General features: G+C 61.7%; 17 protein-coding genes and 2 pseudogenes. 6 read left to right on the forward strand and 13 right to left on the reverse strand.

What is annotated here, in order from left to right; all coding sequences use genetic code 11:
* Positions 1-2: 2 nt before the first annotated feature.
* From rsxC to rsxA, 3 genes are read right to left on the reverse strand one after another with little or no spacing between them, the layout of a single operon-like run.
* On the reverse strand, positions 3-2,798 hold the full coding sequence (gene rsxC, locus AB5Y93_RS05805) for an electron transport complex subunit RsxC (RefSeq protein ID WP_368228955.1): 2,796 nt from the start codon (positions 2,796-2,798) through the stop codon (positions 3-5).
* 14 nt (positions 2,799-2,812) lie between these two features.
* Entirely contained in the window at positions 2,813-3,379 is a 567-nt protein-coding gene (gene rsxB / locus AB5Y93_RS05810; protein ID WP_042017194.1) for an electron transport complex subunit RsxB, read from the reverse strand.
* A gap of 4 nt (positions 3,380-3,383) precedes the next feature.
* Entirely contained in the window at positions 3,384-3,965 is a 582-nt protein-coding gene (gene rsxA, locus AB5Y93_RS05815; protein WP_039038677.1) for an electron transport complex subunit RsxA, read from the reverse strand.
* A 111-nt stretch (positions 3,966-4,076) separates the two neighbouring features.
* On the opposite strand from rsxA, the pseudogene AB5Y93_RS05820 reads away from it, so the two are divergent.
* Positions 4,077-4,973 (forward strand): annotated as a pseudogene (locus tag AB5Y93_RS05820) (DMT family transporter).
* A 61-nt stretch (positions 4,974-5,034) separates the two neighbouring features.
* Complete coding sequence (locus tag AB5Y93_RS05825) at positions 5,035-5,232, forward strand: hypothetical protein (RefSeq protein WP_039038678.1); 198 nt, start codon at positions 5,035-5,037, stop codon at positions 5,230-5,232.
* Between the two features lie 72 nt (positions 5,233-5,304).
* Here AB5Y93_RS05825 and AB5Y93_RS05830 read toward each other — a convergent pair whose 3' ends face one another.
* The 3 genes and pseudogenes from AB5Y93_RS05830 to AB5Y93_RS05840 all read right to left on the reverse strand — a co-directional run bounded on the left by AB5Y93_RS05830 (position 5,305) and on the right by AB5Y93_RS05840 (position 7,509).
* Positions 5,305-5,838 carry a methyl-accepting chemotaxis protein gene (locus AB5Y93_RS05830; protein ID WP_257978395.1) on the reverse strand — a complete coding sequence of 178 codons (534 nt, stop codon included), beginning with the start codon at positions 5,836-5,838 and terminating at the stop codon, positions 5,305-5,307.
* Positions 5,839-5,844: 6 nt separating this feature from the next.
* Positions 5,845-6,603: pseudogene (locus AB5Y93_RS05835) on the reverse strand (PAS domain-containing protein); the annotation flags it as partial.
* A 480-nt stretch (positions 6,604-7,083) separates the two neighbouring features.
* Positions 7,084-7,509, reverse strand: a complete 426-nt coding sequence (locus AB5Y93_RS05840; RefSeq protein WP_104455716.1) for a DUF4124 domain-containing protein — start codon at positions 7,507-7,509, stop codon at positions 7,084-7,086.
* Between the two features lie 270 nt (positions 7,510-7,779).
* Here AB5Y93_RS05840 and fabV point away from each other — a divergent pair, with 270 nt between their 5' ends.
* On the forward strand, positions 7,780-8,973 hold the full coding sequence (gene fabV / locus AB5Y93_RS05845) for an enoyl-ACP reductase FabV (RefSeq protein WP_010674026.1): 1,194 nt from the start codon (positions 7,780-7,782) through the stop codon (positions 8,971-8,973).
* Positions 8,974-9,135: 162 nt separating this feature from the next.
* Positions 9,136-10,611, forward strand: coding sequence for a YfcC family protein (locus AB5Y93_RS05850; protein WP_368228956.1), 1,476 nt, complete (start codon positions 9,136-9,138; stop codon positions 10,609-10,611).
* Between the two features lie 70 nt (positions 10,612-10,681).
* Here the strand turns inward: AB5Y93_RS05850 and AB5Y93_RS05855 are convergent, their stop codons facing one another.
* Positions 10,682-11,896 carry a pyridoxal phosphate-dependent aminotransferase gene (locus AB5Y93_RS05855; protein WP_005302243.1) on the reverse strand — a complete coding sequence of 405 codons (1,215 nt, stop codon included), beginning with the start codon at positions 11,894-11,896 and terminating at the stop codon, positions 10,682-10,684.
* Positions 11,897-12,252: 356 nt separating this feature from the next.
* Here AB5Y93_RS05855 and AB5Y93_RS05860 point away from each other — a divergent pair, with 356 nt between their 5' ends.
* Complete coding sequence (locus AB5Y93_RS05860; RefSeq protein WP_010674028.1) at positions 12,253-12,462, forward strand: DUF1653 domain-containing protein; 210 nt, start codon at positions 12,253-12,255, stop codon at positions 12,460-12,462.
* A gap of 59 nt (positions 12,463-12,521) precedes the next feature.
* On the opposite strand, the gene AB5Y93_RS05865 is transcribed toward AB5Y93_RS05860, so the two are convergent.
* From AB5Y93_RS05865 to AB5Y93_RS05885, 5 genes are all read right to left on the reverse strand, one after another.
* Positions 12,522-12,779 (reverse strand): GrxA family glutaredoxin, encoded by a 258-nt coding sequence (locus AB5Y93_RS05865; protein ID WP_010674029.1) that lies wholly within the window; start codon positions 12,777-12,779, stop codon positions 12,522-12,524.
* Positions 12,780-12,990: 211 nt separating this feature from the next.
* Complete coding sequence (dacB, locus tag AB5Y93_RS05870) at positions 12,991-14,424, reverse strand: D-alanyl-D-alanine carboxypeptidase/D-alanyl-D-alanine-endopeptidase (protein ID WP_042017206.1); 1,434 nt, start codon at positions 14,422-14,424, stop codon at positions 12,991-12,993.
* Between the two features lie 87 nt (positions 14,425-14,511).
* Entirely contained in the window at positions 14,512-16,272 is a 1,761-nt protein-coding gene (locus AB5Y93_RS05875) for a DEAD/DEAH box helicase (RefSeq protein WP_368228957.1), read from the reverse strand.
* A 119-nt stretch (positions 16,273-16,391) separates the two neighbouring features.
* A complete protein-coding gene (locus tag AB5Y93_RS05880) occupies positions 16,392-17,429 on the reverse strand; it encodes an HlyD family secretion protein (protein ID WP_039038992.1) in 1,038 nt (345 codons plus the stop codon).
* A 10-nt stretch (positions 17,430-17,439) separates the two neighbouring features.
* Complete coding sequence (locus AB5Y93_RS05885; protein WP_039038991.1) at positions 17,440-17,772, reverse strand: DUF3302 domain-containing protein; 333 nt, start codon at positions 17,770-17,772, stop codon at positions 17,440-17,442.
* A 216-nt stretch (positions 17,773-17,988) separates the two neighbouring features.
* On the opposite strand from AB5Y93_RS05885, the gene AB5Y93_RS05890 reads away from it, so the two are divergent.
* Positions 17,989-19,635 carry a mechanosensitive ion channel family protein gene (locus AB5Y93_RS05890; protein WP_368228958.1) on the forward strand — a complete coding sequence of 549 codons (1,647 nt, stop codon included), beginning with the start codon at positions 17,989-17,991 and terminating at the stop codon, positions 19,633-19,635.
* A gap of 62 nt (positions 19,636-19,697) precedes the next feature.
* Here AB5Y93_RS05890 and AB5Y93_RS05895 read toward each other — a convergent pair whose 3' ends face one another.
* The gene (locus tag AB5Y93_RS05895; RefSeq protein WP_039038989.1) at positions 19,698-21,119 is read right to left on the reverse strand and encodes a carbon starvation protein A; all 1,422 of its coding nucleotides are present in this window, start codon (positions 21,117-21,119) and stop codon (positions 19,698-19,700) included.
* Positions 21,120-21,210: the final 91 nt, after the last annotated feature.

Here is a 21,210-nt window from a genome sequence, read left to right on the forward strand (position 1 = left end):
GATCAGTGGCTCTTGTCGGTCGAAGGGGAGGAGGCAGCCTCGGCCGCCAGCTTCTTGGCTTTGGCCCGGGCGATGGCGGCGGCAATGGCCGCCTTCTTGGGATCCACCTCTGCGGCGGGCTCGGATGCGGCGGCAGGGGCCTCAACGGCGTGTTCGCTTGTGTTCACGGATGTCTCGCCCGCGACCACCGACCCATCACCTTGCGCCTGGGCGGCTTTCTTGGCCTTGGCCCGGGCGATGGCGGCGGCAATGGCCGCCTTCTTGGGATCCACCTCGGCGGCGGGCTCGGATGCGGCGGCTGGGGCCTCAACGGCGTTATCGGTTGTGTTCACGGATGTCTCACCCGCGACCACCGGCCCATCACCTTGCGCCTGAGCAGCCTTCTTGGCCTTGGCCCGGGCGATGGCGGCGGCAATGGCCGCCTTCTTGGGGTCCACCTCGGCGGCGGGCTCGGATGCGGCAGCCGGGGCCTCAATGGCGTTATCGGTTGTGTTCACGGATGTCTCACCTGCGACCACCGGCCTGTCACCTTGCGCCTGGGCGGCCTTCTTGGCCTTGGCCCGGGCGATGGCGGCGGCAATGGCCGCCTTCTTGAGGTCCACCTCTGCGGCGGGTTCGGATGCGGCGGCCGGGGCCTCAACGGCGTGTTCGGTTGTGTTCACAGATGTCTTATCCGCATCCAGCGGTGCGTCACCTTGCGCCTGTGCGGCTTTCTTGGCCTTGGCCCGGGCGATGGCGGCGGCAATGGCCGCCTTCTTGGGATCCACCTCGGCGGCGGGCTCGGATACGGCGGCCGGGGCCTCAACGGCGTGTTCGCTTGTGTTCACGGATGTCTCACCTGCGACCACCGGCCCGTCACCTTGCGCCTGAGCAGCCTTCTTGGCCTTGGCCCGGGCGATGGCGGCGGCAATGGCCGCCTTCTTGGGGTCCACCTCTGCGGCGGGTTCGGATGCGGCGGCCGGGGCCTCAACGGCGTGTTCGGTTGTGTTCACAGATGTCTCACCTGCGACCACCGGCCTGTCACCTTGCGCCTGTGCGACCTTCTTGGCCTTGGCACGTGCCAGGGCGGCGGCGATGGCGGCCTTCTTGGGATCCAGCTCTGCCTTGGGATGTTGCTCCCCAGGTGCCGGGGTGTCAGCCAGCCCATTGCCCTCGCCATTGGCGGCCTTGGCGGCACGACGGGCGATGGCCTCCTGCTTGCGTGCCTCACGGGCGGCAATCATGGCCTCGTTGTCCGGTGCGGGTTCACTCACGGCCACCTGGGCCGTCTCCTGTTTGGCCTTGATGCGGGCCAGGGCGGCGGCGACCGGATCTTCGCCCCCGGCCGTCGTCATGGCCTGGCGACGCTGGGCTGCGGCCTCGGCGTGGCGGGCTTCGCGGGCCGCCTTCTCACGCTCGAAGCGAGCCTGCTTGGCCTCGAAGCGCTGCTTGGCACGTTCGGCCTTCTCGGCCTCGGCACGGGCCTCGCGGATGTCATCCTTGGCGATCTTGTAGTACTGCACCAGGGGGATTTCGCTCGGGCAGACCCAGGCACAGGCGCCGCACTCGATACAGTCAAAGAGGTTGAGCTTCTCGGCCTTGTCGTACTCCTTGACCCGGCTGTACCAGTAAAGCTCCTGGGGCAGCAGGGTGGCGGGGCAGGCATCGGCGCATGCACTGCAACGGATGCAGGCCTGTTCCGGGCCGGGGGGCGGCAGCTCGGCGCGGGTGGGGGAGAGCAGGCAGTTGGTGGCCTTGACCACGGGGACCATGGCGTGGGGCAGGGTGAAGCCCATCATGGGGCCCCCCATGATGACCCGCTGATCCGCCTCCGGTTGCAGCTCGAAACGCTGGAGCAGCCAGCGTACCGGCGTGCCCAGACGCACCCAGGCATTGCCGGGTTTCTTGAAGGCGTCGCCGGTGAGGGTGACGATGCGCTCGATGAGCGGCTCCCCATCGATGATGGCGCGCTTGATGGCAAAGACGGTGGCGACGTTGAGCACCATGATGCCCATGTCGACCGCCCGGCCTCCCTTGGGCACCTGGCGTCCGGTGAGCAGCTCTATGGTCTGTTTGGCGCCGCCGGAGGGGTACTTGGTCGGTACCGACTTGACCAGCACGTCGGCGTCGCTGGCATGGCGGGTCAGGGCCTCGATGGCCGCCGGTTTGTTGTCTTCCACCCCGATCAGGGTGAGCTTGGGCTTGAGCAGGTGCTTGAGTACCCGGATGCCGCCCATGATCTCGTCGGCGTATTCCTGCATCAGACGGTCATCTGTGGTGATGTAGGGTTCGCACTCCAGCCCGTTGACGATGAGGATCTCGGTGAGCTGGCCACGGCCGTCGAGCTTGCTGTGGGTCGGGAAGACGGCGCCGCCGAGCCCGGCGATGCCGGCCTGCTGGATGCGCTCGAGCAACGCCCCCCGCTCCAGGTTCCAGTAGTCAGGCTGGGGTGTGCGCTCGCCCCAGGCATCGTCTCCGTCCGGGGTGAGGAGGATGCAGAGATCGTCAAGACCGGAGGGGTGCGCCACCGTGTGCTGCTCGATGGCGGTGATGGTGCCCGAGGTGGAAGCGTGCACCGGCACGATGCGTCCCTTGTCAAAACGGGTGAGGGGTTGCCCTTTCTTGACCTTGTCCCCCACCCGCACCAGCAGTTCGCCGGCCGGACCCGCGTGCTGGCGCACCGGAATGATGAGCTGTGGGGGAAGGCCCGCGTCAACGACGGGGATCAGGCTGGACTGGTGCTTGTTCTCGGGGGGATGGATGCCGCCGTGAAAATCCCACAGAGTGCCGGCTTTGATGCGTTCGAGCAGATGCTGCATGGTTACTCCGCTGTTTATTCCACTATCTTGACCGGAATGGCGACCTTGGCCAGATCCCATTTCCAGTTGTCGACCGTGGTCGGCACCGGGATCATTTCAATACAGTCGGTCGGGCAGGGGTCGACGCAGAGGTCGCACCCGGTGCACTCGGCCGCGATGACGGTATGCATCGCCTTGGTGGCACCCAGGATGGCGTCGACCGGACAGGCCTGGATGCACTTGGTGCAACCGATGCACATGTCTTCGTGAATGAAGGCCACCTTCTTGACGGGGATTGCCGCGTCTTCACCGCCGTCCAGAGACTGGGGCTCGACCCCCATCAGGTCGGCAATCTTGCGCATGGTGGCGTCGCCACCGGGCACGCACTTGTTGATCTTGTCGCCATTGGCCAGGGCTTCGGCGTAGGGTTTGCAGCCCGGGTAACCGCACTGGCCGCACTGGGTCTGGGGCAACAGAGCATCGAGCTGATCGACGATGGGATCGGCCTGCACATGAAACTTGACGGCGGCAAAGCCGAGAATGATGCCGAAGGCCAGGGCAAGCAGGGCCAGCACCAAAATGGCAAAGAGTATGTGAATCATAGCGTTATATCTTGATGAGGCCGGTAAAGCCCATGAAGGCCAGCGACATCAGGCCAGCGGTGACCATGGCGATGGAGACGCCACGAAACGGTGCCGGCACGTCGGCGGCCACCAGCCGCTCACGCATGGCGGCAAAAAGGATCAGCACCAGGGAGAAGCCGACGGCGGCCCCGAAGCCGTAGATGATGCTCTGGATGAAGTTGTGGCGCTCGTTGATGCTGAGCAGCGCCACGCCGAGCACGGCACAGTTGGTGGTGATGAGCGGCAGGAAGATGCCGAGCAGGCGATAGAGGGTCGGGCTGCTCTTGCGGATCACCATCTCGGTGAACTGGACCACCACGGCGATCACCAGAATGAAGCCCAGGGTGCGCAGGTAGGCGATCTCCAGCGGGATCAGGATATAGTGCTCCATCAGATAGGAGCAGGCGCTGGCCAGCGTCATGACGAAGGTGGTGGCCAGACCCATGCCGATGGCGGTTTCCAGCTTGCCGGAGACACCCATGAAGGGGCAAAGGCCGAGGAACTTCACCAGCACGAAGTTGTTGATCAGCACGGTGCCGACCAGTAAAAGCAGGTACTCAGTCATTGAAGATGGGTTATCCGGTATGAAGGCGGCCGTATTATCTGATGTTAGGTGCCTTTAGACAACCGCAAGGCCGTATGGTTATTATTCGAATGCCCAATTCATGGAGGCATTGTGCGCCCTTTACCCGTCCTGACGCTGACCCTGGCCATGCTGCTCTGGTCCAGCTCCTTCATCGCCCTCAAACATGTGCTGGAAATCTGGTCCTTCGGTCAGGTGCTCTTCATGCGGATGGGGGTGGCGTCCTGTTGCTGGCTGCTCTGCTACCGCCAGCTTGGTCGCGTCACTTACCAGAAGGGGGATTGGCGCTGGTTGGCCCTGATGGGGGCGCTTGAGCCCTGCCTCTACTTCCTTCTGTAAGTCAACGCCCTGCGTTACACCAGTGCCGGCCAGGCCGGCATGGTCTGTGCCCTGCTTCCCCTGATGGTGGCCCTGGTGGCCTTCGTACTGCTTGGAGAGCGGGTGAGTCGCCGCCAACTGCTGGGCTTTGCCATCGCCATCGTTGGCATCGCCCTGCTGGGGTTGGGGGAGGGCGCCGACGAGTTCGCCCCCAACGCCCTGCTCGGCAACAGCCTGGAGATGGGCGCCATGCTCTGCGCCGCCACCTATTCCGTGGTATTCAAGAAGCTCTCCAGCCGCTACGGCGTGATGACACTGACGGCGTTGCAGGCCTTCGTCGGCACGCTCTTCTTCGCGCCCTTTGCCTTCAGTGCGCCCTGGCCCGCGAGCTGGGCCTGGCAGGACATGGGGGTCATCCTCTTCCTCGGTGCCTTCGTGACCCTGGGTGCCTACCTGCTCTACAACTGGTCGGTGACCCAGGTGAAGGTGACCCTGGCGGCGGCCTATGTGAACCTCATACCGGTCTTTACTCTGCTGCTCGCCTATCTGCTGCTGGGAGAGACGCTCACGGCCCTGCAATGGGTGGCCTGCGCCGCCGTGCTGGTCGGCATCGGGGTGGGCCAGCTGCCGTCCGGCAGGAAGCGTGCGCAGGCAGTCGCCACCGGGGGATGAGTCGCCGCCATTGGGCTACAGTCTGGGCAGGGAAACACGCTGTCTAAGAAGGAGCCGACCGATGAGCGACATGCACTTGCTGGCCGCGGCCAAAAGCCTGTTGAGCCATCCCCCCTTTACCCTGGCCGATGCCAGAGCCCTGGAGGCGCTGGAAGAGGAAGCTGTGGGGGAGGAGGGGCTCTGCATCGCCGCGCTATGGGACATCGCCCTCGCGCTGGCGGACGAGGAAGCCAGACACTATCTCCTGGGGGATGGCTGAGCGGGTTTCGGGTGGGCGGACAGCAATGACAACGGGGGGCCTGGGCCCCCCGTTGTCATTGGCAGCTGTCGCTCAGATGGAGAGGCTCTTGACGGTGTCCGACACCGAGTTGGCGTCCTCGATGATCTCCTTGATGACGTCGGCGATGATGGTGGCCTGCTCCTGACCTGCCACCGCCTTGTCGGAGACGACGGAGACGGTCTGGGTGATCTGGGAGGTGATCTCCGAGTTGTGCTTGATGACGGTGACGATCTCGCTGGTGGAGCTGGAAGTGCGCGCCGCCAGTTGCCTCACCTCGTCGGCCACGACCGCGAATCCCCGTCCCTGTTCCCCGGCGCGGGCCGCCTCGATGGCCGCGTTGAGGGCCAGCAGGTTGGTCTGATCCGCGATGCCGCTGATGGTGGAGATGATGGATTCGATGCTCCTGGATTGCTGGTTGAGCTGCTCTATCTGCTTGCTGACCGCATTGACCGAGGTGTTGATGTGAGAGGAGGTGTCGAGCACCCTGTCGATGACCTCCCGCCCCCTGGCGGCGCTCGCGACGGTTTCGCTGGCGATGGCACACGCCTTCTGGGCCGCTTCTCGGGTGGAGATGGATTTCTCCACCCGCTCGGTGATGTCGCTCGCCAGCTTGATGATTTTGACCACCTTGCCCTCGTGGTTGAAGATGGGGTTGTAGGTGGCCTCCAGCCAGATCTTCTCCCCCCGGTGACCCAGACGCATGAAGAGCCCAGATTTGATGTCACCCGAGCCGAGATCCTGCCAGAAATGGGGGTTGTTCTGGTAGAACTCGGTGTCACAGAAGAGGCGATGATGCTTGCCGACCACCTCTTCCAGCCGGTAGCCAAAGCAGTTGAGGAAATTCTGGTTGGCGGTGATGACGGTGCCATCGGGTTGGAAATCGATGACCGCCAGGGACTTGTCCAGGGCTGCCAGCAGGGCCTGGGTGCGCTCCAGGGTGGATTGCTGCTGGGTCACGTCAGAGGCGACCTTGGCGATCCGCACCACCTTGCCGTCGATCACGATGGGGAAATAGGTCGCCTCCAGCCACACGGCCTTGCCGGATTTCGACTGGCGAATGAAGCGACCGCTGCGGGAGACGCCGTGGCGCAGATCCTGCCACAAGGTCTCGTAATCCCGGGTATTGACGTCGTCGGGGAAGCAGAGGGTGCTGTGATGCTTGCCAATCACCTCGTCACGTTCAAATCCCACGATCTTGAGAAACAGCGCGTTGGCGAAGGTGACCACTCCCGCCGGGGTGAACTGGACGAAGGGGACCTGCAACTGGATAGCCTGTTCAAATGCCCCCAGTTCCACCACCCTTGCCGCTTGCTCACTGGCTTCCTTGCTTGCTTTTTGATTCCAGAACATGACAGCGCTCCTCCATGAGACCCTTGAATGGGATAACGACCAAATATGAGTAAATTAACAATAGCATTGCGTCCTGATGAGTCGTCATCGTACTCAAATTAACTTTTTATTTTTCAATGTTGATAAATAGCTTCTTAATTGTAGGGTCTCGTGCCAAGGTCATTTATCTCGTGGACCGCTTTGGGCCCCAGGGAATATTGGCATGAAGGCGCCTCTTTTGGCACTGACAATTGTCACGATGCCCCTATATATCGCCCTCATATGAACCCTGTGACACGTCAGGGATCTCGGTGGGGATAACGTGAGTCTTCTGGAACGCGGTGAAATTAGGTGGCTACGGGGATCGGGAAAAAGCCGCTATCTGATCCTCTGGTGTGAGAAATAAACGGCCAAGGGTGTGATGTTCTGGATGTGCGGCATGTGTGAACCCGTGACGACATTGCCACTTCGGTATATTTTCTGTCCCGAAACAGGGAGTGTTTATTTTGCCTGCAAGGTGGAGAGTTTCTGGTTCAGGGACTCAATCTCTTTCTGATATCGGGTAGTGACCGATTGCATCTCTGCCGAGACATTGCGGGATCTTGCCTTGTTCTCCGTGATCTGGGTCATCTCGTTGTTCATCTTCTGCTTTTTGGCCTCGATCTCGGTGCGCAGCGCCTCGGCCTGGCGTTGTTTCTGCCCGTTCGCCAGGCTCTGCTCTATCTCCCGGGTCTGGTTGGCCGCCTGCTCCACCGCCTCGGGGGAGGGGGTATAGACATTGAGTGCCATAGGTTTGGCGTCGCTGCTGCAGGGGATGTCACTGAAGGTGATCTGCCCATCGCGGGCGCATTGATAGACTGCCGCCTGGACAACGGGGACGGTGGCAAGCCCCAGGCAGGTGAGAGAGATGACCAGCATGCGTGACATAGACTCCTCCTTGAATACTCTTCCTTGCACACTAGTACATGGCGCAAGGTCAGACAACGGCCTCGTTCAGGGTGTGACATTCCGGTCCTCACGTCGCCTCTCTCTGGTCCATGGCGGGGAGATCTCCTGCGCAATGGGTGTGCCATGGCGGCATAAAGCGTCGGATCCCTGCCTGTTTCCCCGCAGTTCAACACATCAGAGCACCATAACGGGCCGCAATGAGGTATCTTATGCCCCGATTTCATCCATCAAACGGATAAGAGACAACACATGATCATCAAACCCAAGGTTCGCGGCTTTATCTGCACCACCACCCACCCGGTCGGTTGTGAAGCCAATGTTCGTCGCCAGATCGCTTACACCCAAGCCAAGGGCGCCATCGAGAATGGCCCCAAGAAGGTGCTGGTGATCGGCGCTTCCACCGGCTATGGTCTGGCCTCTCGCATTGCCGCAGCCTTCGGCAGCGGAGCTGCCACCATCGGTGTCTTCTTCGAAAAGCCGAGCTCCGAGACCAAGACGGGCTCCGCCGGCTGGTACAACTCCGCCGCCTTCGACAAGGCCGCCAAAGAGGCCGGCCTCTACGCCAAGAGCATCAATGGCGATGCCTTCTCCCACGAGTGCCGTGCCAAGGTGATCGAGCTCATCAAGCAGGATCTGGGTCAAATCGATCTGGTGGTCTACTCCCTGGCCTCTCCGGTGCGCAAGCTGCCGGACACCGGCGAAGTGGTGCGCTCCGCCCTCAAACCCATCGGCGAGGTCTACACCTCCACCGCCATCGACACCAACAAGGATCAGATCATCACCGCCACCGTCGAGCCGGCGAATGAAGAAGAGATCCAGAGCACCATCACCGTCATGGGCGGCCAGGACTGGGAACTGTGGATGGCGGCTCTGCGCGATGCGGGTGTGCTGGCTGACGGCGCCAAGTCCGTGGCCTACTCCTACATCGGTACCGACCTGACTTGGCCCATCTACTGGCATGGCACCCTGGGGCGCGCCAAGGAAGATCTGGACCGTGCCGCCACCGCGATCCGTGGCGATCTGGCCGCCAAGGGGGGGACCGCCCACGTGGCCGTGCTCAAATCCGTGGTGACCCAGGCCTCCTCTGCCATTCCCGTGATGCCGCTCTACATCTCCATGGCCTTCAAGATCATGAAGGAGAAGGGCATCCACGAGGGTTGCATGGAGCAGGTGGACCGCATGATGCGCACCCGCCTGTACGGCGCCGACATGGCGCTGGACGAGCAGGCCCGCATCCGCATGGATGACTGGGAACTGCGTGAAGACGTGCAGCAGACCTGCCGTGATCTCTGGCCCTCCATCACCACCGAGAACCTCAGTGAACTGACCGACTACACCGGCTACAAGCAGGAGTTCCTGCGCCTGTTCGGTTTCGGCCTGGACGAGGTGGACTACGATGCGGACGTGAATCCGGACGTGCAATTCGACGTGATCGAGCTGTAAGTCGGTCGTCAGCACAGACAGGGCCCTGCGGGGCCCTGTTTTTTTGCAGCAGACTCAACCTGTTGCCTCAGGTTTATTATCCGCGATCACCTTTTTCCCCGAACAAACCCGCTAGGCTTGCGCTGTCCGGATCACAGACGGCACCGCCGAGGTACGAAAGTCATGACCACATCCCATGAGGCGCCCAAGAAGCGCCAGCTCCCCACTGTTTATACCCTGCTTTTCATCATCATCGCCCTGATGGCGGCCCTCACCTGGGTGTTGCCGGCGGGCAAATACAACTATGTGACGGCCAAGACCCAGCAGCCGGTGGCCGCGGCGGCCGTGGCCGACTACAGCGGTGACGAGCGATTGCTGCCGGTACCCGGCAGTTACACCGAGCTCCCCTCCCAACCCCAGGGGGTATTCGATGTGCTCAAGGCGCCCATCCAGGGCTTTCACAAGGCGGCGGACGTGGCACTGTTCGTGCTCATCATCGGCGGCTTTCTGGCGGTGACCATGCAAAGCGGGGCGCTGGATGCCGGGGTCGGGGCCATAGTGCGCACCTTCGCCGGGCGTGAGCGGCTGCTCATCCCGGTGTTGATCGCCCTGTTTGCCCTGGGTGGCTCCACCTTCGGCATGGCGGAGGAGACGGTGGCCTTCTGGGCACTCATCGTGCCGGTGATGATGGCGGCGGGCTTCGATCGCATGGTGGCAGCGGGGATCATCCTGCTCGGCTCCGGGGTCGGGGTGCTCGCCTCCACCGTCAATCCGTTTGCCACCGGCATCGCCTCCGGCTTTGCGGGTATCCCCATCGGTGAGGGGATAGGGCTGCGGGTCATCCAGTGGCTGCTGCTGGTGATCTTCGCCTCCTGGTTCGTGATGCGCTATGCCAGGCAGGTGCAGCAGGACAAGTCCCGCTCCGTGCTGGCCGATATTGTCTATGACGACGAGTTCTCCCAGATGAAGAGCGGCAACCTCGCCTTCAGCGGCAAGCAGAAGCTCACCATGCTGGTCTTCTTCGGCACCTTCCTGCTGATGATCTATGCGGTGGTGCCCTGGTCCGATCTGGGCATCGATCTGCTGCCCACCCTGGGCTGGTGGTTCGACGAGCTCTCCACCCTCTTCTTCAGCGCCTCCATCCTGATTGCCCTCATCAACTGGATGCCGGAGTCCAACTACGTGGCGACCTTCCTGAACGGGGCGCGGGATCTCATCGGGGTGGCCCTGGTGGTAGCGGTGGCGCGCGGCATCTATGTGGTGATGGAGCACGGCGTCATCATCGACACCATACTGCACTGGGCCGAGGGACTGGTGAGCGGGCTGTCGTCGTCGGTCTTCATCCTGATGGCCTATCTGGTGCACATCATCCTGAGCTTCTTCATTCCCTCCACCTCGGGGCTCGCGACCGTCTCCATGCCGTTGATGGGGCCGCTGGCGGACTTCTCCGGCATCTCGCGGGATCTGGTGATCACCGCCTATCAGTCCGCCTCCGGCTGGATCAACCTGTTCGCCCCCACCGCCGCTCACCTGGTGGCGGGGCTGGCGCTCGCCAGGATCCCCTACGATCGCTTCGTGCGCTGGGTGCTGCCCTTCATCATCGGGGTGGCCCTCATCACCATGGCGGTGCTGGTGGCCGGGGCCCTGCTGCACGGCTGATAGGACGTCAAGGACGTCATACGACAGACAACAAAAAGGCTCCCGCGGGAGCCTTTTTCATGAGCCTTGCTTACTGCTTGTAGCCCTTGAGGAAGCGGGCGAGGCGACCGATAGCCTCTTCCAGCTCCTCTTCCCGGGGCAGGAACACCAGCCGGAAGTGATCCGGCGCCGGCCAGTTGAAGCCGGTGCCCTGCACCAGCAAGAGCTTCTCCTGCTGCAGCAGGTCGAACACCATCTTCTGGTCATCGCGGATGTCATACACCTTGGGGTCGAGGCGCGGGAACATGTAGAGCGCTCCCTTGGGCTTGACGCAGGAGACCCCGGGGATCTCGTTCAAAAGCTCCCAGGCCTTGTCCCGCTGGCGACGCAGGCGGCCCCCCGGCAGGATAAGCTCGTTGATGCTCTGGTAGCCCCCAAGGGCGGTCTGGATGGCGTGCTGCATGGGCACGTTGGCACACAGCCGCATGGAGGCCAGCATCTCCAGCCCCTCGATATAGCCCTTTGCACGACCCTTGGGACCGGTGATGACCATCCAGCCCTGGCGGAAGCCACAGGCGCGGTAGGCCTTGGAGAGGCCGTTGAAGGTCACCACCATGACGTCGTCGCACAGGGTGCAGACGCTGGTGTGGGAGATGTCGTCGTAGAGGATCTTGTCGTAAATTTCGTCGGCGAAGATGATGAGGTTGTGCTGACGGGCGATCTCGATCACTTCAAGCAAAAATTCGCTGCCGTAGACGGCGCCGGTCGGGTTGTTGGGGTTGATCAGCACCAGGCCGCGGGTGCGCGGGGTGATGCGGGCGCGGATGTCGTCGAGATCCGGATACCAGTCAGCCCCTTCGTCACAGCGGTAGTGCACCGCATGGCCGCCGGAGAGGGTGACGGCCGCGGTCCAGAGCGGGTAGTCGGGGGAGGGCACCAGCATCTCGTCGCCGTTGTTGAGCAGCGCCTGCATCGCCATCACGATGAGCTCGCTGGCGCCGTTGCCGATGTAGATGTCGTCGATGTCGACCTTGCGCATCCCTTTTTGCTGGTAGTATTGCATCACCGCCTTGCGGGCCGAGAACAGCCCCTTGGAGTCGCAGTAGCCCTGGCTCTGGGGCATATTGAGGATCACATCCTTGATGATCTCCTCCGGTGCTTCGAAGCCAAACGGGGCCGGATTGCCGATGTTGAGCTTGATGATGCGGTGACCTTCGTCTTCGAGACGGCGAGCTTCTTTGTGCACCGGGCCGCGGATGTCATAGCAGACATCGTCGAGCTTGTGCGACTTGTCGATAGTGAACATGGTGAGCGTGATTCCTTCCCCGTGGGGCGCGTTGGCAGAAAAGCTGTTTTTAGTATCAAATTTCTCTGCCCCTATTCTTCACAGAATTGAATGCTAGAACAATCTAATTTATGGAATAAATCCCTGATATTTACCCCTGAAACAGGGTTGTTGAAATGTTAAATTTAGCATGATCGTTTGCCTCTCTTTGATAGATCAGTGAAAGATGAGGGGTAGCTTCATAAAGCAACATGAGTGTATTGAAATATCTCCCCCATCTGGCACGATTGGCTGGGGTAAAAAAGGCCCCGACCCATCGGTCTGCCAGGGGAGCACGCAGGCACGGGGGCTCATCTTCCCGCTCTCGAGGTTCACTCATGCAGGCACCCGCCACCGGTCGCTACCGCCATTTCAAGGGGGGCTATTACCAGGTTCTGGCCCTGGCCTTGCACACCGAAACCCAGGAGCAGCTGGTGATCTATCAATCCGAACAGGATGGTCAGGTCTATGCCCGCCCCGTCGCCATGTTCATGGAGTGGATTGAACATCAGGGACAGGTGGTGAGCCGCTTCACGCCGGTGGCCTGAGGCAGACTTGGCGACATGAAAAAAGGCGCCAGAGGCGCCTTTTTTCATGGTGTGGGGGCTTACAGACCCAGATTGGCTCTGGCATAGGCCTCAAAATCGGTGCAGCCGCCGATGTGCTGCTCATCCAGGAAGATCTGCGGCACAGTGGTGACCGGCTTGCCCGCCTTGGCTGCGAGATCGTCCTTGGTCAGCCCGGCCACGTTGATATCCACGTAGCGGAACTCGAAGTCATCGCGCTCCTCGGTCAGTTGCTCGGCAATCTGCTTGGCACGCACGCAATAGGGGCAACCGGGACGACCAAAAATCTCTACAAACATCTTTTCTCTCCATTAAACAAGCCGTTGAAGAAGGCCATTGAGATGAGGCTGGGCACAGCATAGCCCTGGCGCCCTGTCAGTCAAAGCTGAAAATAGCGATGCTTACGTTCGCCATCTCCGATTGCGCCCACTGCTGATGATGGCGCCAGCGTCCCTGTTTCGCCCCAAGGCCGGGGAATCGGGCCGCCTTGCCGGCAAGGCAGCCCGTCTATCACTGCTCGACGATCTGGATGGGTTGTTGCTGGTAGATGCTCTCCAGCACGCCTTTTTCGAAGACGGTCCAGGGCCAGGGCGCCTTGCTGGCGCGGTAGCGCTCGTGGGTTGCCGGATCCTGGGAGAGACCACGCTGGAACATCACGAAGGCCTTGCGCTGGCCACCGGCGGTGTCGATGAAGCCGGCGAGGTTCGACGTACCTGTGATGGTACCGGTCTTGGCGTGTACCTTGTTCTTCATCATGGGAGCGGTGACGCTGCGTCGCCAGGCCAGGGTGCCGTCCACCTGGGAGCTTGGCAACAGCTTGATGAAGTCGAGCTCGGCATCGTTCTTCTGGATGAAGTTAAGCACCGACAACATCTGGCGCGCGCTGATGAGATTGTGGGCGGAGAGGCCGGAGCCGTCGGCCAGGGTGGCGTTGCCAAGGTCAATGCCGTGCTTGGTCAGGATGGCGCGCACCGCCATGGTGCCGCTGCGATAGCTGCCCGGCTTGTTGTAGTAGTGACGCCCCACGGTTTTGAGGAAGGTATCGGCGTAGAGGTTGTCGGACTTTTTCAACATCTTGGCGAGCATCACCGGCAGGGAGACAGAGTAGTGGGTCGCCAGGGTCTGGGCACCGACAGGGGCCTGATGGGTGACCCGCAGCAGGCCGTCGTGGCTGATCCCGGCGCGGTTCATGGCCCAGCGGATGTTGTCCCAGCCCCAGGCCTCCACGTCATGGATGGCAAAGCGCAGCCCTTGTGGCTCCTTGTTCGGGGTGATGCAGCCCTTGAGCTCGTAGAAGTTGCCCTTGGCCATGTCTACTTCCAGAGCGCAGAACTGACGCGCCATGTCGCCATAGCTCATCACCTCCACGTTGTCGGCGCCGATGCCGATGGGCACGCCGGTGGCCACGTTGCCCACCGCAGGCTTGCCAATCTGGGTGGCGGTGATGGTGCCGTAGGCGCAGTTCTTGTCGATGATGACCGAGGAGACGGGAGCGGCGAAACAGAGGGTCTGATCCCCCCAGGACCAGCCGTTGCCACGCTCATAGCCGTTGTAGGCACCGGTGTTGACATAGACGTTGCCCTGAATGCGGGTGACGCCCAACTGTTTGAACAGGGCAACCAGATCCATGCGCGACAGGGTCGGGTCGCCGACGAAGTTGATCCAGATGTCGCCGTTGATGGTAGTGCCCTGTTTGGCGCCGGGCTGGGCCTGGATGTCGGTGGCGAAGCGGAAGTCGGCACCGAGTTCGAGGCGTGCGGCGAGCGCGGTGAGCACCTTCATGGTGGAGGCGGGGGCTATCATGTCATCGGCGTGACGGGCAAATTCCACCCCGTTGTTGCCCTGTACGATGACGGCGTACTGGCCCCCCTTGGGCGGGGTCAGCGGGGCGGCGTGGACCGCCAGAGAAAAGAGAGCACAAAAACCAATCAACAGCCGCTGCATAGGATCCTCTAACTGAACGAAAGGGCGGCATCAGAAACCGCCCCGATAATCAAACCGGGTGACTGCCGGGTATCGCCTGCCATGGGGTCAGGCCGGGGCGTTGGCAGTCCGGTAACGCCCCTCGTAATCGAATATTTTTTCCTTCACCTGCCAGAAGCGTCCCGACTTGCGGGCGATGACGAAATCCGGGTGACGGAACTGGTCTGCCGCGAGCATCACGCTCGCCAGGGTAGTGAATTCGGGCTCCAGGCCCGGGGCGGGCCAATGATGACGCACAAAGCGTTGTTGAAACAAGCGCTGTGCGCCCCGGGAGTGAAAGGGGAAGTACTCCGTCAGGGTCAGGCCATCCTCGTCGTGGTAGGTCACCTCCAGCCGCTCCCCCTGCTTGCCGCGCCCAGGGCTCAGGGTCAAACCGGCGCAGCGGATCACCATGCAGTCCTTGAGATTGAGGGCCTCCTTGAGCTTGTCGTCAGGGTCCACCAGCAGCTGGTCACAGCTTTGGCAGCGACGGGCGGCGATGTCGTTTTCAGCGCCGCAACCGGGGCAGATCTTGGCGCGAAAGCGGTAGTCGCACTCCTCGCGGTTGCCCTCGTCATCTTCAAACAGTCCCTGACAGCGGCGGCCATAGTGCTCGATCACCTTGCCATCCTCGTCGGTCTTGCCCCAGAAGGTGTTGGCAAAGCCGCAGGCGGGGCAGGGCACCTGAACCGGCTCGGTGCCGGCGTGGGGCCTGGGCTCCCCCACTTCGGGGGCAAACAGGTTGAAGTTGTTGCCTGCGTAGTCGAGCACCAGGCAATCGCTCTTGCCGGGTGAGAGGCGCAGGCCCCGTCCCACAATCTGCTGATAGAGCGACACCGATTCGGTGGGACGCAGCATCACGATGAGGTCGACGTGGGGGGCATCAAAACCGGTGGTGAGCACCGCCACGTTGACCAGAAACTTGAGCTCGCGCGCCTTGAAGGCACTGATTAGAGCGTCGCGCTCCGGTCCCGGCGTCTCGCCGGTGACGAGGGCTGCCTGCTGGCCTCTGGCACCGAGCAGGCCATGAATTTCCCGGGCATGCTCGACGGTGGCGGCGAAGATCATCACCCCCTGCCGGTCGGCCGCATACTCCAGCACCTGGCTCAGGATATGGGGGGTGACCCGCTCCTGGCGCTTGATCTCGCCGTTGAGCTGCGCCTCGCTGAACAGGCCGTTCTCCCGCGGCACCAGCTTGCTGAAGTCGTAGTGGACGATGGGGGCGTCCACCAGGCGCGGCGGGGTCAGGTAGCCGTTTTTCACCATGAAGCGCAGGGGCAGTTCGAACACGCAGTCACCAAAGAGCCGCTCGCCGTGGCTCTTGACCATGCCGTGGTAGTGGCGCCGGTAGATCCAGCCCAGCCCCAGCCGATAGGGGGTGGCGGTGAGCCCGAGGATCTTGAGGGCCGGATTGGCGGCCTTGAGATGCTCGATCACCTGATGGTATTGGCTGTCGTCATCGAGCGAGACCCGGTGGCACTCGTCGATGATGAGCAGCGAAAAAGCCCCGTCGAAGGCATCCAGATTGCGCGCCACCGACTGTACCGAGCCAAACACCACCTGGGCGCTCGCCTCCTTGCGTGCGAGCCCCGCGGCAAAGATGTCGGCCCGGAGTCCCCAGGTCTCGTACTTGGCGTGGTTCTGCTCCACCAGCTCCTTGACGTGAGCCAGCACCAGCACCCGGCCACGGGCCTTGCGGGCCAGTTCGGCGATCACCAGGCTTTTGCCGGCCCCGGTGGGCAGCACCACCACGGCGGGATCCGGGTGTTTGCGAAAGTGGCTGATGACGGCGTTGACCGCGTCGGTTTGATAGGGTCTGAGAACGAACATGGGGAACGGCTGTGGTGCAAGATGGCGCCATTATAGGGATCTTGCGGGGAAAATGCAGCGAGGGGGGCGTGCTGACCTGCACGGGCCGGCAGGATGCCGGCCCGTGCAGGTCAGGGACCTCAGTGGAAGGGGAACAGGTAGTTGAGCCAGCTACCCATGCGCATCAGGATCTTGCGCATGATGGCCACGTGGTGGAAGTGCTCGGTATAGATGGCGGCCTGACCGCTGGAACCCGCGATCACCTGGTAGTTTGCCCACTCGGGATCGGTGATCTCGAGCACGATGGGCAGGCGACCCGGTACCTGTGCCGAGGTCTGATCGATAAGACCCGCCTGTGCCTGGATATTGCCCGGTGCCATGGCCGGGATAACGGACTGCACCTTGGCCTTGAAGATGCGACCCGGAATGCCGTCGAGCACGACTTCGGCCTCGTCACCCGCCTTGAGCCGCTGCATGCTGTTCTGCCAGAACCAGCCGACATAGGCATTGGCATCTTCATGAATGAAGGTCATCACGGGGCGGAACATGAAGGGGGCGGCAATCATGCCCGGGCGCAATGCCAGTTGCACGACATGACCGTCACTCGGGGCGTAGACCACGGTCTGCTCCAGATCGTACTTGGCGATGTTGAGCTGGGCACTCAGGTCATTGAGGGTCGCTTTCTGCTGATCTATCTGGGCGACGATGTCATCCACGTTGGCCTGGGTGACGTCGAGGTCGCGCTGTTTGCCGATGCCCCGTCGCATCAGCTCCTGGGCGCGATCCCTGTCCAGGCTGGCGGATCGCAGGCGGGCGTCCAGAGCCTTCAGAAAATCGGTGTTGGAGGCGAGGCGCGCCGTCAGGCTGGCGACCTTCTCCTGGAAGGGCTCAGCGTCGATGCGAAACAGCACATCCCCTTTCTTGACTGGCTGGTTGGGCTTGACCGGGACGTCGGTGACTCGTCCCTTGACCAGGGGCACGACCGGGGTGGAGACATAATAGTTGCGAGCCAGCTCGGAATAGGGGTGGTTGTAGTTCATCAGCATGATGAGTGTGCCGATGATGATGACGCCACCCAGCACGGCGGTCGGCACGGTCCACTTGTTGAGCGGGATCTTGAAGATCTTGAAAATACCTATGCAGAGGGCTGTATAGGTGAGAATAAGTAGCAGGTCCATGGGGCGTTACCTATTTGTCGGTCTGTTCGAGCGTGGTCATGCGAGCCTGCAGTGCTGCCAGCTCCTCTTTGAGTGCGCTGATCTCTGTTTCGTCATGTTGTAGGCGTTGCGAGAAGCCCCAGCCGCGATCGGGGCGATAAATCGTGGCCCAGATCCAGAGGAAGGGCCAGAGCACGTGCAGGGTGAACAGGCTGACCCAGCCTGCCACGTGAATGGCGTCCTGGTGGGGGTGATTACGGTGCTTGGCAATTTCATATGGAATATCGTGAATGACGATAATGCCATAGAACATGACCAAGACGACAAACACCAGGATCCCCAGGGCAATGTAGTCAAGTACCATCGATTTCTCCCGTCTGAGTCGCTAACAATGCTTCGATTGTCGAGTCGAGGCTTCGGCAATAATGACAGCATATGCCGTCGGTGCAAGTCTGCAATCGGAGAGTTGGTGTGGCGGTACAGGCATGGTTCATCGGTTGCTCATTTAACACACAAAATTGATTTGGTTAGATAAAATCAAACAGCAATGGATGCCCGGGCAAGGTGAGAGGTGAACCTGATGAACGAATGGTGCAGTGGCAAAGGATGGCGGCTTGGCCTGTTGCTGATCTGCCTGTTGTGGTCCCGCCTCGGCTGGACCGCCGAACCCAGAATGGAGCCCAATGAGCAGGAGCGGGCACAGACCCTGGTCCTGCTTCATGAACCCATCGTCATGCTGACGGCTAAATATGGCAACCTGGATGGGGCGGCCAGGGTACGGCTGGCCCATGAGCGAGTTCAGCGGATGGAGCCAAGCGACCTCATGACGCCTGTTACCGTGACGAAAGGCAGCCGGCACGGCCAGGAGAGCCGGGAGTTTCTGGTCAATGGCAAGCGCATTTTGGTGCTGCTGGAAGGGGACCTTGATGAATTCGACGAGCTGACCCTGGATCAGGCGGCTGAACGTGTCCTGCATCGGCTCGACGGCGTGCGCATCAAGTATCTCGAGCTGCACTCGACCCCCTATTTGCTCAGAGCCGTCGGCTTGGCGGTGGTGGTCAGCCTGATCTTCTTCGGTCTCATCTGGCTGTTGCAGCGGGGGCATCGGCGAGTCAGAAAGTGGCTGGCCAACCGCCTGTTGCTGCAGAAGGGGCTGGTCCCCCACTCCTGGCGCCAGGTCACCGGGAATGTCGAGGTCCGCTTGCTCGGCCTCATTACTCTGCTGCTCATCTTCATGCTCACCTATGGCTGGCTGACCTATGTGCTCGGCCTGTTCCCCCAGACCCGGGCCTGGAGCTATCAGCTTGGGGAATCCCTGTTTGCCCTGTGTGGCGATATGCTGGAAGGCATGATTGCCGCCATGCCCGGTCTGGTAACCGTGCTGCTTATCGTGGTCATCACCCGTTTCTTCATCAAGATGCTGGCCATCCTCTTCGACCGCATCGAGCGTGGCCAGTTTCGGGTGCAGGGTTTGCACGCCGAGACCATAGGCGCCACCCGGCGACTGCTGTCAGTGGTGATCTGGCTGTTTGCCCTGACCGTGGCCTACCCCTATCTGCCGGGTGCGGATTCCGATGCCTTCAAGGGGATCAGCGTCTTCTTCGGTCTGATGGTGACACTGGGATCGGCCGGTATCATGAACCATGCCATGAGCGGCCTGGTGCTCATTTACTCCCGCGCACTGCGGCCAGGGGATCTGGTGCAGATCGGCGAGGTGGAGGGGATGGTGAGCGAGCTCAACGCCCTCTCGACCAAGCTGGTGACGCGCCAGGATCACGAGGTCACACTGCCCAATGCAGTGGTGGTGGGGGGCAAGGTGGTGAACCTGACACGGCTGGCGGGCGAGAAGGGGGTGGCCCTGTTGACCAAGGTGACCATCGGTTATGACACCCCCTGGCGTCAGGTACATGCCATGCTGGAGTTGGCCGCGCGGCGCTGCACCCGGCTCAATGAGGATGAAGCTCCCCTGGTGCGGCAGTTGAATCTGCAGGATTGGTATGTGGAGTACGAGTTGCAGGTGAGGATGAAGGCAAGCGAACTCCCTGCAGTGGTCAAGACGGAGCTCCATGGCCATATTCAGGATGTCTTCAACGAGTTCGGGGTGCAGATCATGTCCCCCAACTTCATTGCCCAGCCGGAACAGGCTGTGCTGGTGGCCAGGGAGCAGTGGTATCAGGCGCCGGCCCGGGCGCCCGATCCCGACGAGCCCCCCGCCAGGGATAAGTGACCATAAAAAGAAGAAGCCCGGCAGCAATGCCGGGCCTCTTGTCATGAAGAGAAGCTGATGCTTCAGCTCTCCTTGGCCTCTCTCAGTTGGGAGGGTCTGAATTTCACCAGGAAGGCGAGGGTGATGAGGGCGGTGCTCACCAGACCGATGATGGTGGAAACATTCATCTCGAGGCCGAAACCGATGGGGGCGTTGGCCAGGTAGGTGATGACCACTGCGGTCATGAAGATGGCGGGAATGGTGCATACCCAGTGCAGCTTGCCTTCCTTGATGAGGTAGGCGGCCGCAGCCCACAGCATGATGACGGCGGTGGTCTGGTTGGCCCAGCCGAAGTAGCGCCAGATCACCCCGAACTCGGCCTTGGAGATGATGAAGCCAAGGATGAACATGGGGATGGCGATGAGCAGACGCTTGGCCATGGGCTTCTGGGTCAGGTTAAGGAAGTCCGCCACGATGAGGCGGGCGCTGCGAAACGCGGTGTCACCGGAGGTGATGGGCAGGATCACCACGCCGAGGATGGCCAGGATGCCGCCCACGGTACCGAGCAGGCTGGTGGAGACTTCGTGCACCACGGCAGAGGGGCCGCCGCTGGCCAGGGTGGCGTTGAGTGCCTCGGTGCTGTCGTAGAAGGAGAGACCCAGGGTGCACCAGATGAGGGCGATGATGCCTTCCCCTATCATGGCTCCGTAGAAGATGAAGCGACCGGAGCTCTCGTTCTGCATGCAGCGCGCCATCAGCGGGGACTGGGTGGCGTGGAAACCGGAGACGGCACCACAGGCGATGGTGATGAACAGCAGCGGCCAGAGCGGCAGATCCGTCGGGTGCAGGTTGGAGAAGTCCATCCCGGTGTTGTAGAAGCCCTTGCCGGAGACGATGAGGCCGATGATGAGGCCGACCGACATGAAGACCAGCAGCGCACCGAAGATGGGGTAGAAGCGGCCGATGATCTTGTCGATGGGGACGATGGTCGCGAGGATGTAGTAGGCGAAGATGGCCGCAATCCAGTAGACCAGATCGGTGGAGGTGAGGTTGGCGAGCAGGCCCGCCGGGCTCAGGACGAAGACCACGCCCACCAGCATCAGGAGCACCACGGCAAAGAGGTTCATGAAGTGCTTGGCGGCGGTGCCCAGGTGCTCACCGACCACGGTCGGCACCGAGGCGCCCCTGGCGCGTACCGACAGCATGCCTGAGAAATAGTCGTGGACCGCACCGGCGAAGATGCAGCCAAAGACGATCCAGAGCATGGCGACCGGACCATAGAGGGCACCCAGGATGGGGCCGAAGATGGGGCCGACGCCGGCGATGTTGAGCAGTTGAACCAGGTAGACCTTCTTGTCCGACATGGGGACATAGTCCACCCCGTCCGCCATGGTGATGGCGGGGGTCTTCAACTCGGGTTTGGGCCCGAATATCCGTTCGATGAATTTGCCGTATACGAAGTAGCCGGCTATCAACAAGCCGACACAGAGGAAGAACCAGATCATTGCTACGCTCCTGCTTTGTTATTTTTTGGTGTGCGCAGCCAGTGTAGGGGGGACTTCTGTTAACGGCAGGTGAAAGGGGGTGAGCGGCGAC

The sequence above is a fragment of the Aeromonas sp. R10-1 genome, from assembly GCF_040908465.1.
In the GTDB taxonomy this organism is placed as follows: domain Bacteria; phylum Pseudomonadota; class Gammaproteobacteria; order Enterobacterales; family Aeromonadaceae; genus Aeromonas; species Aeromonas caviae.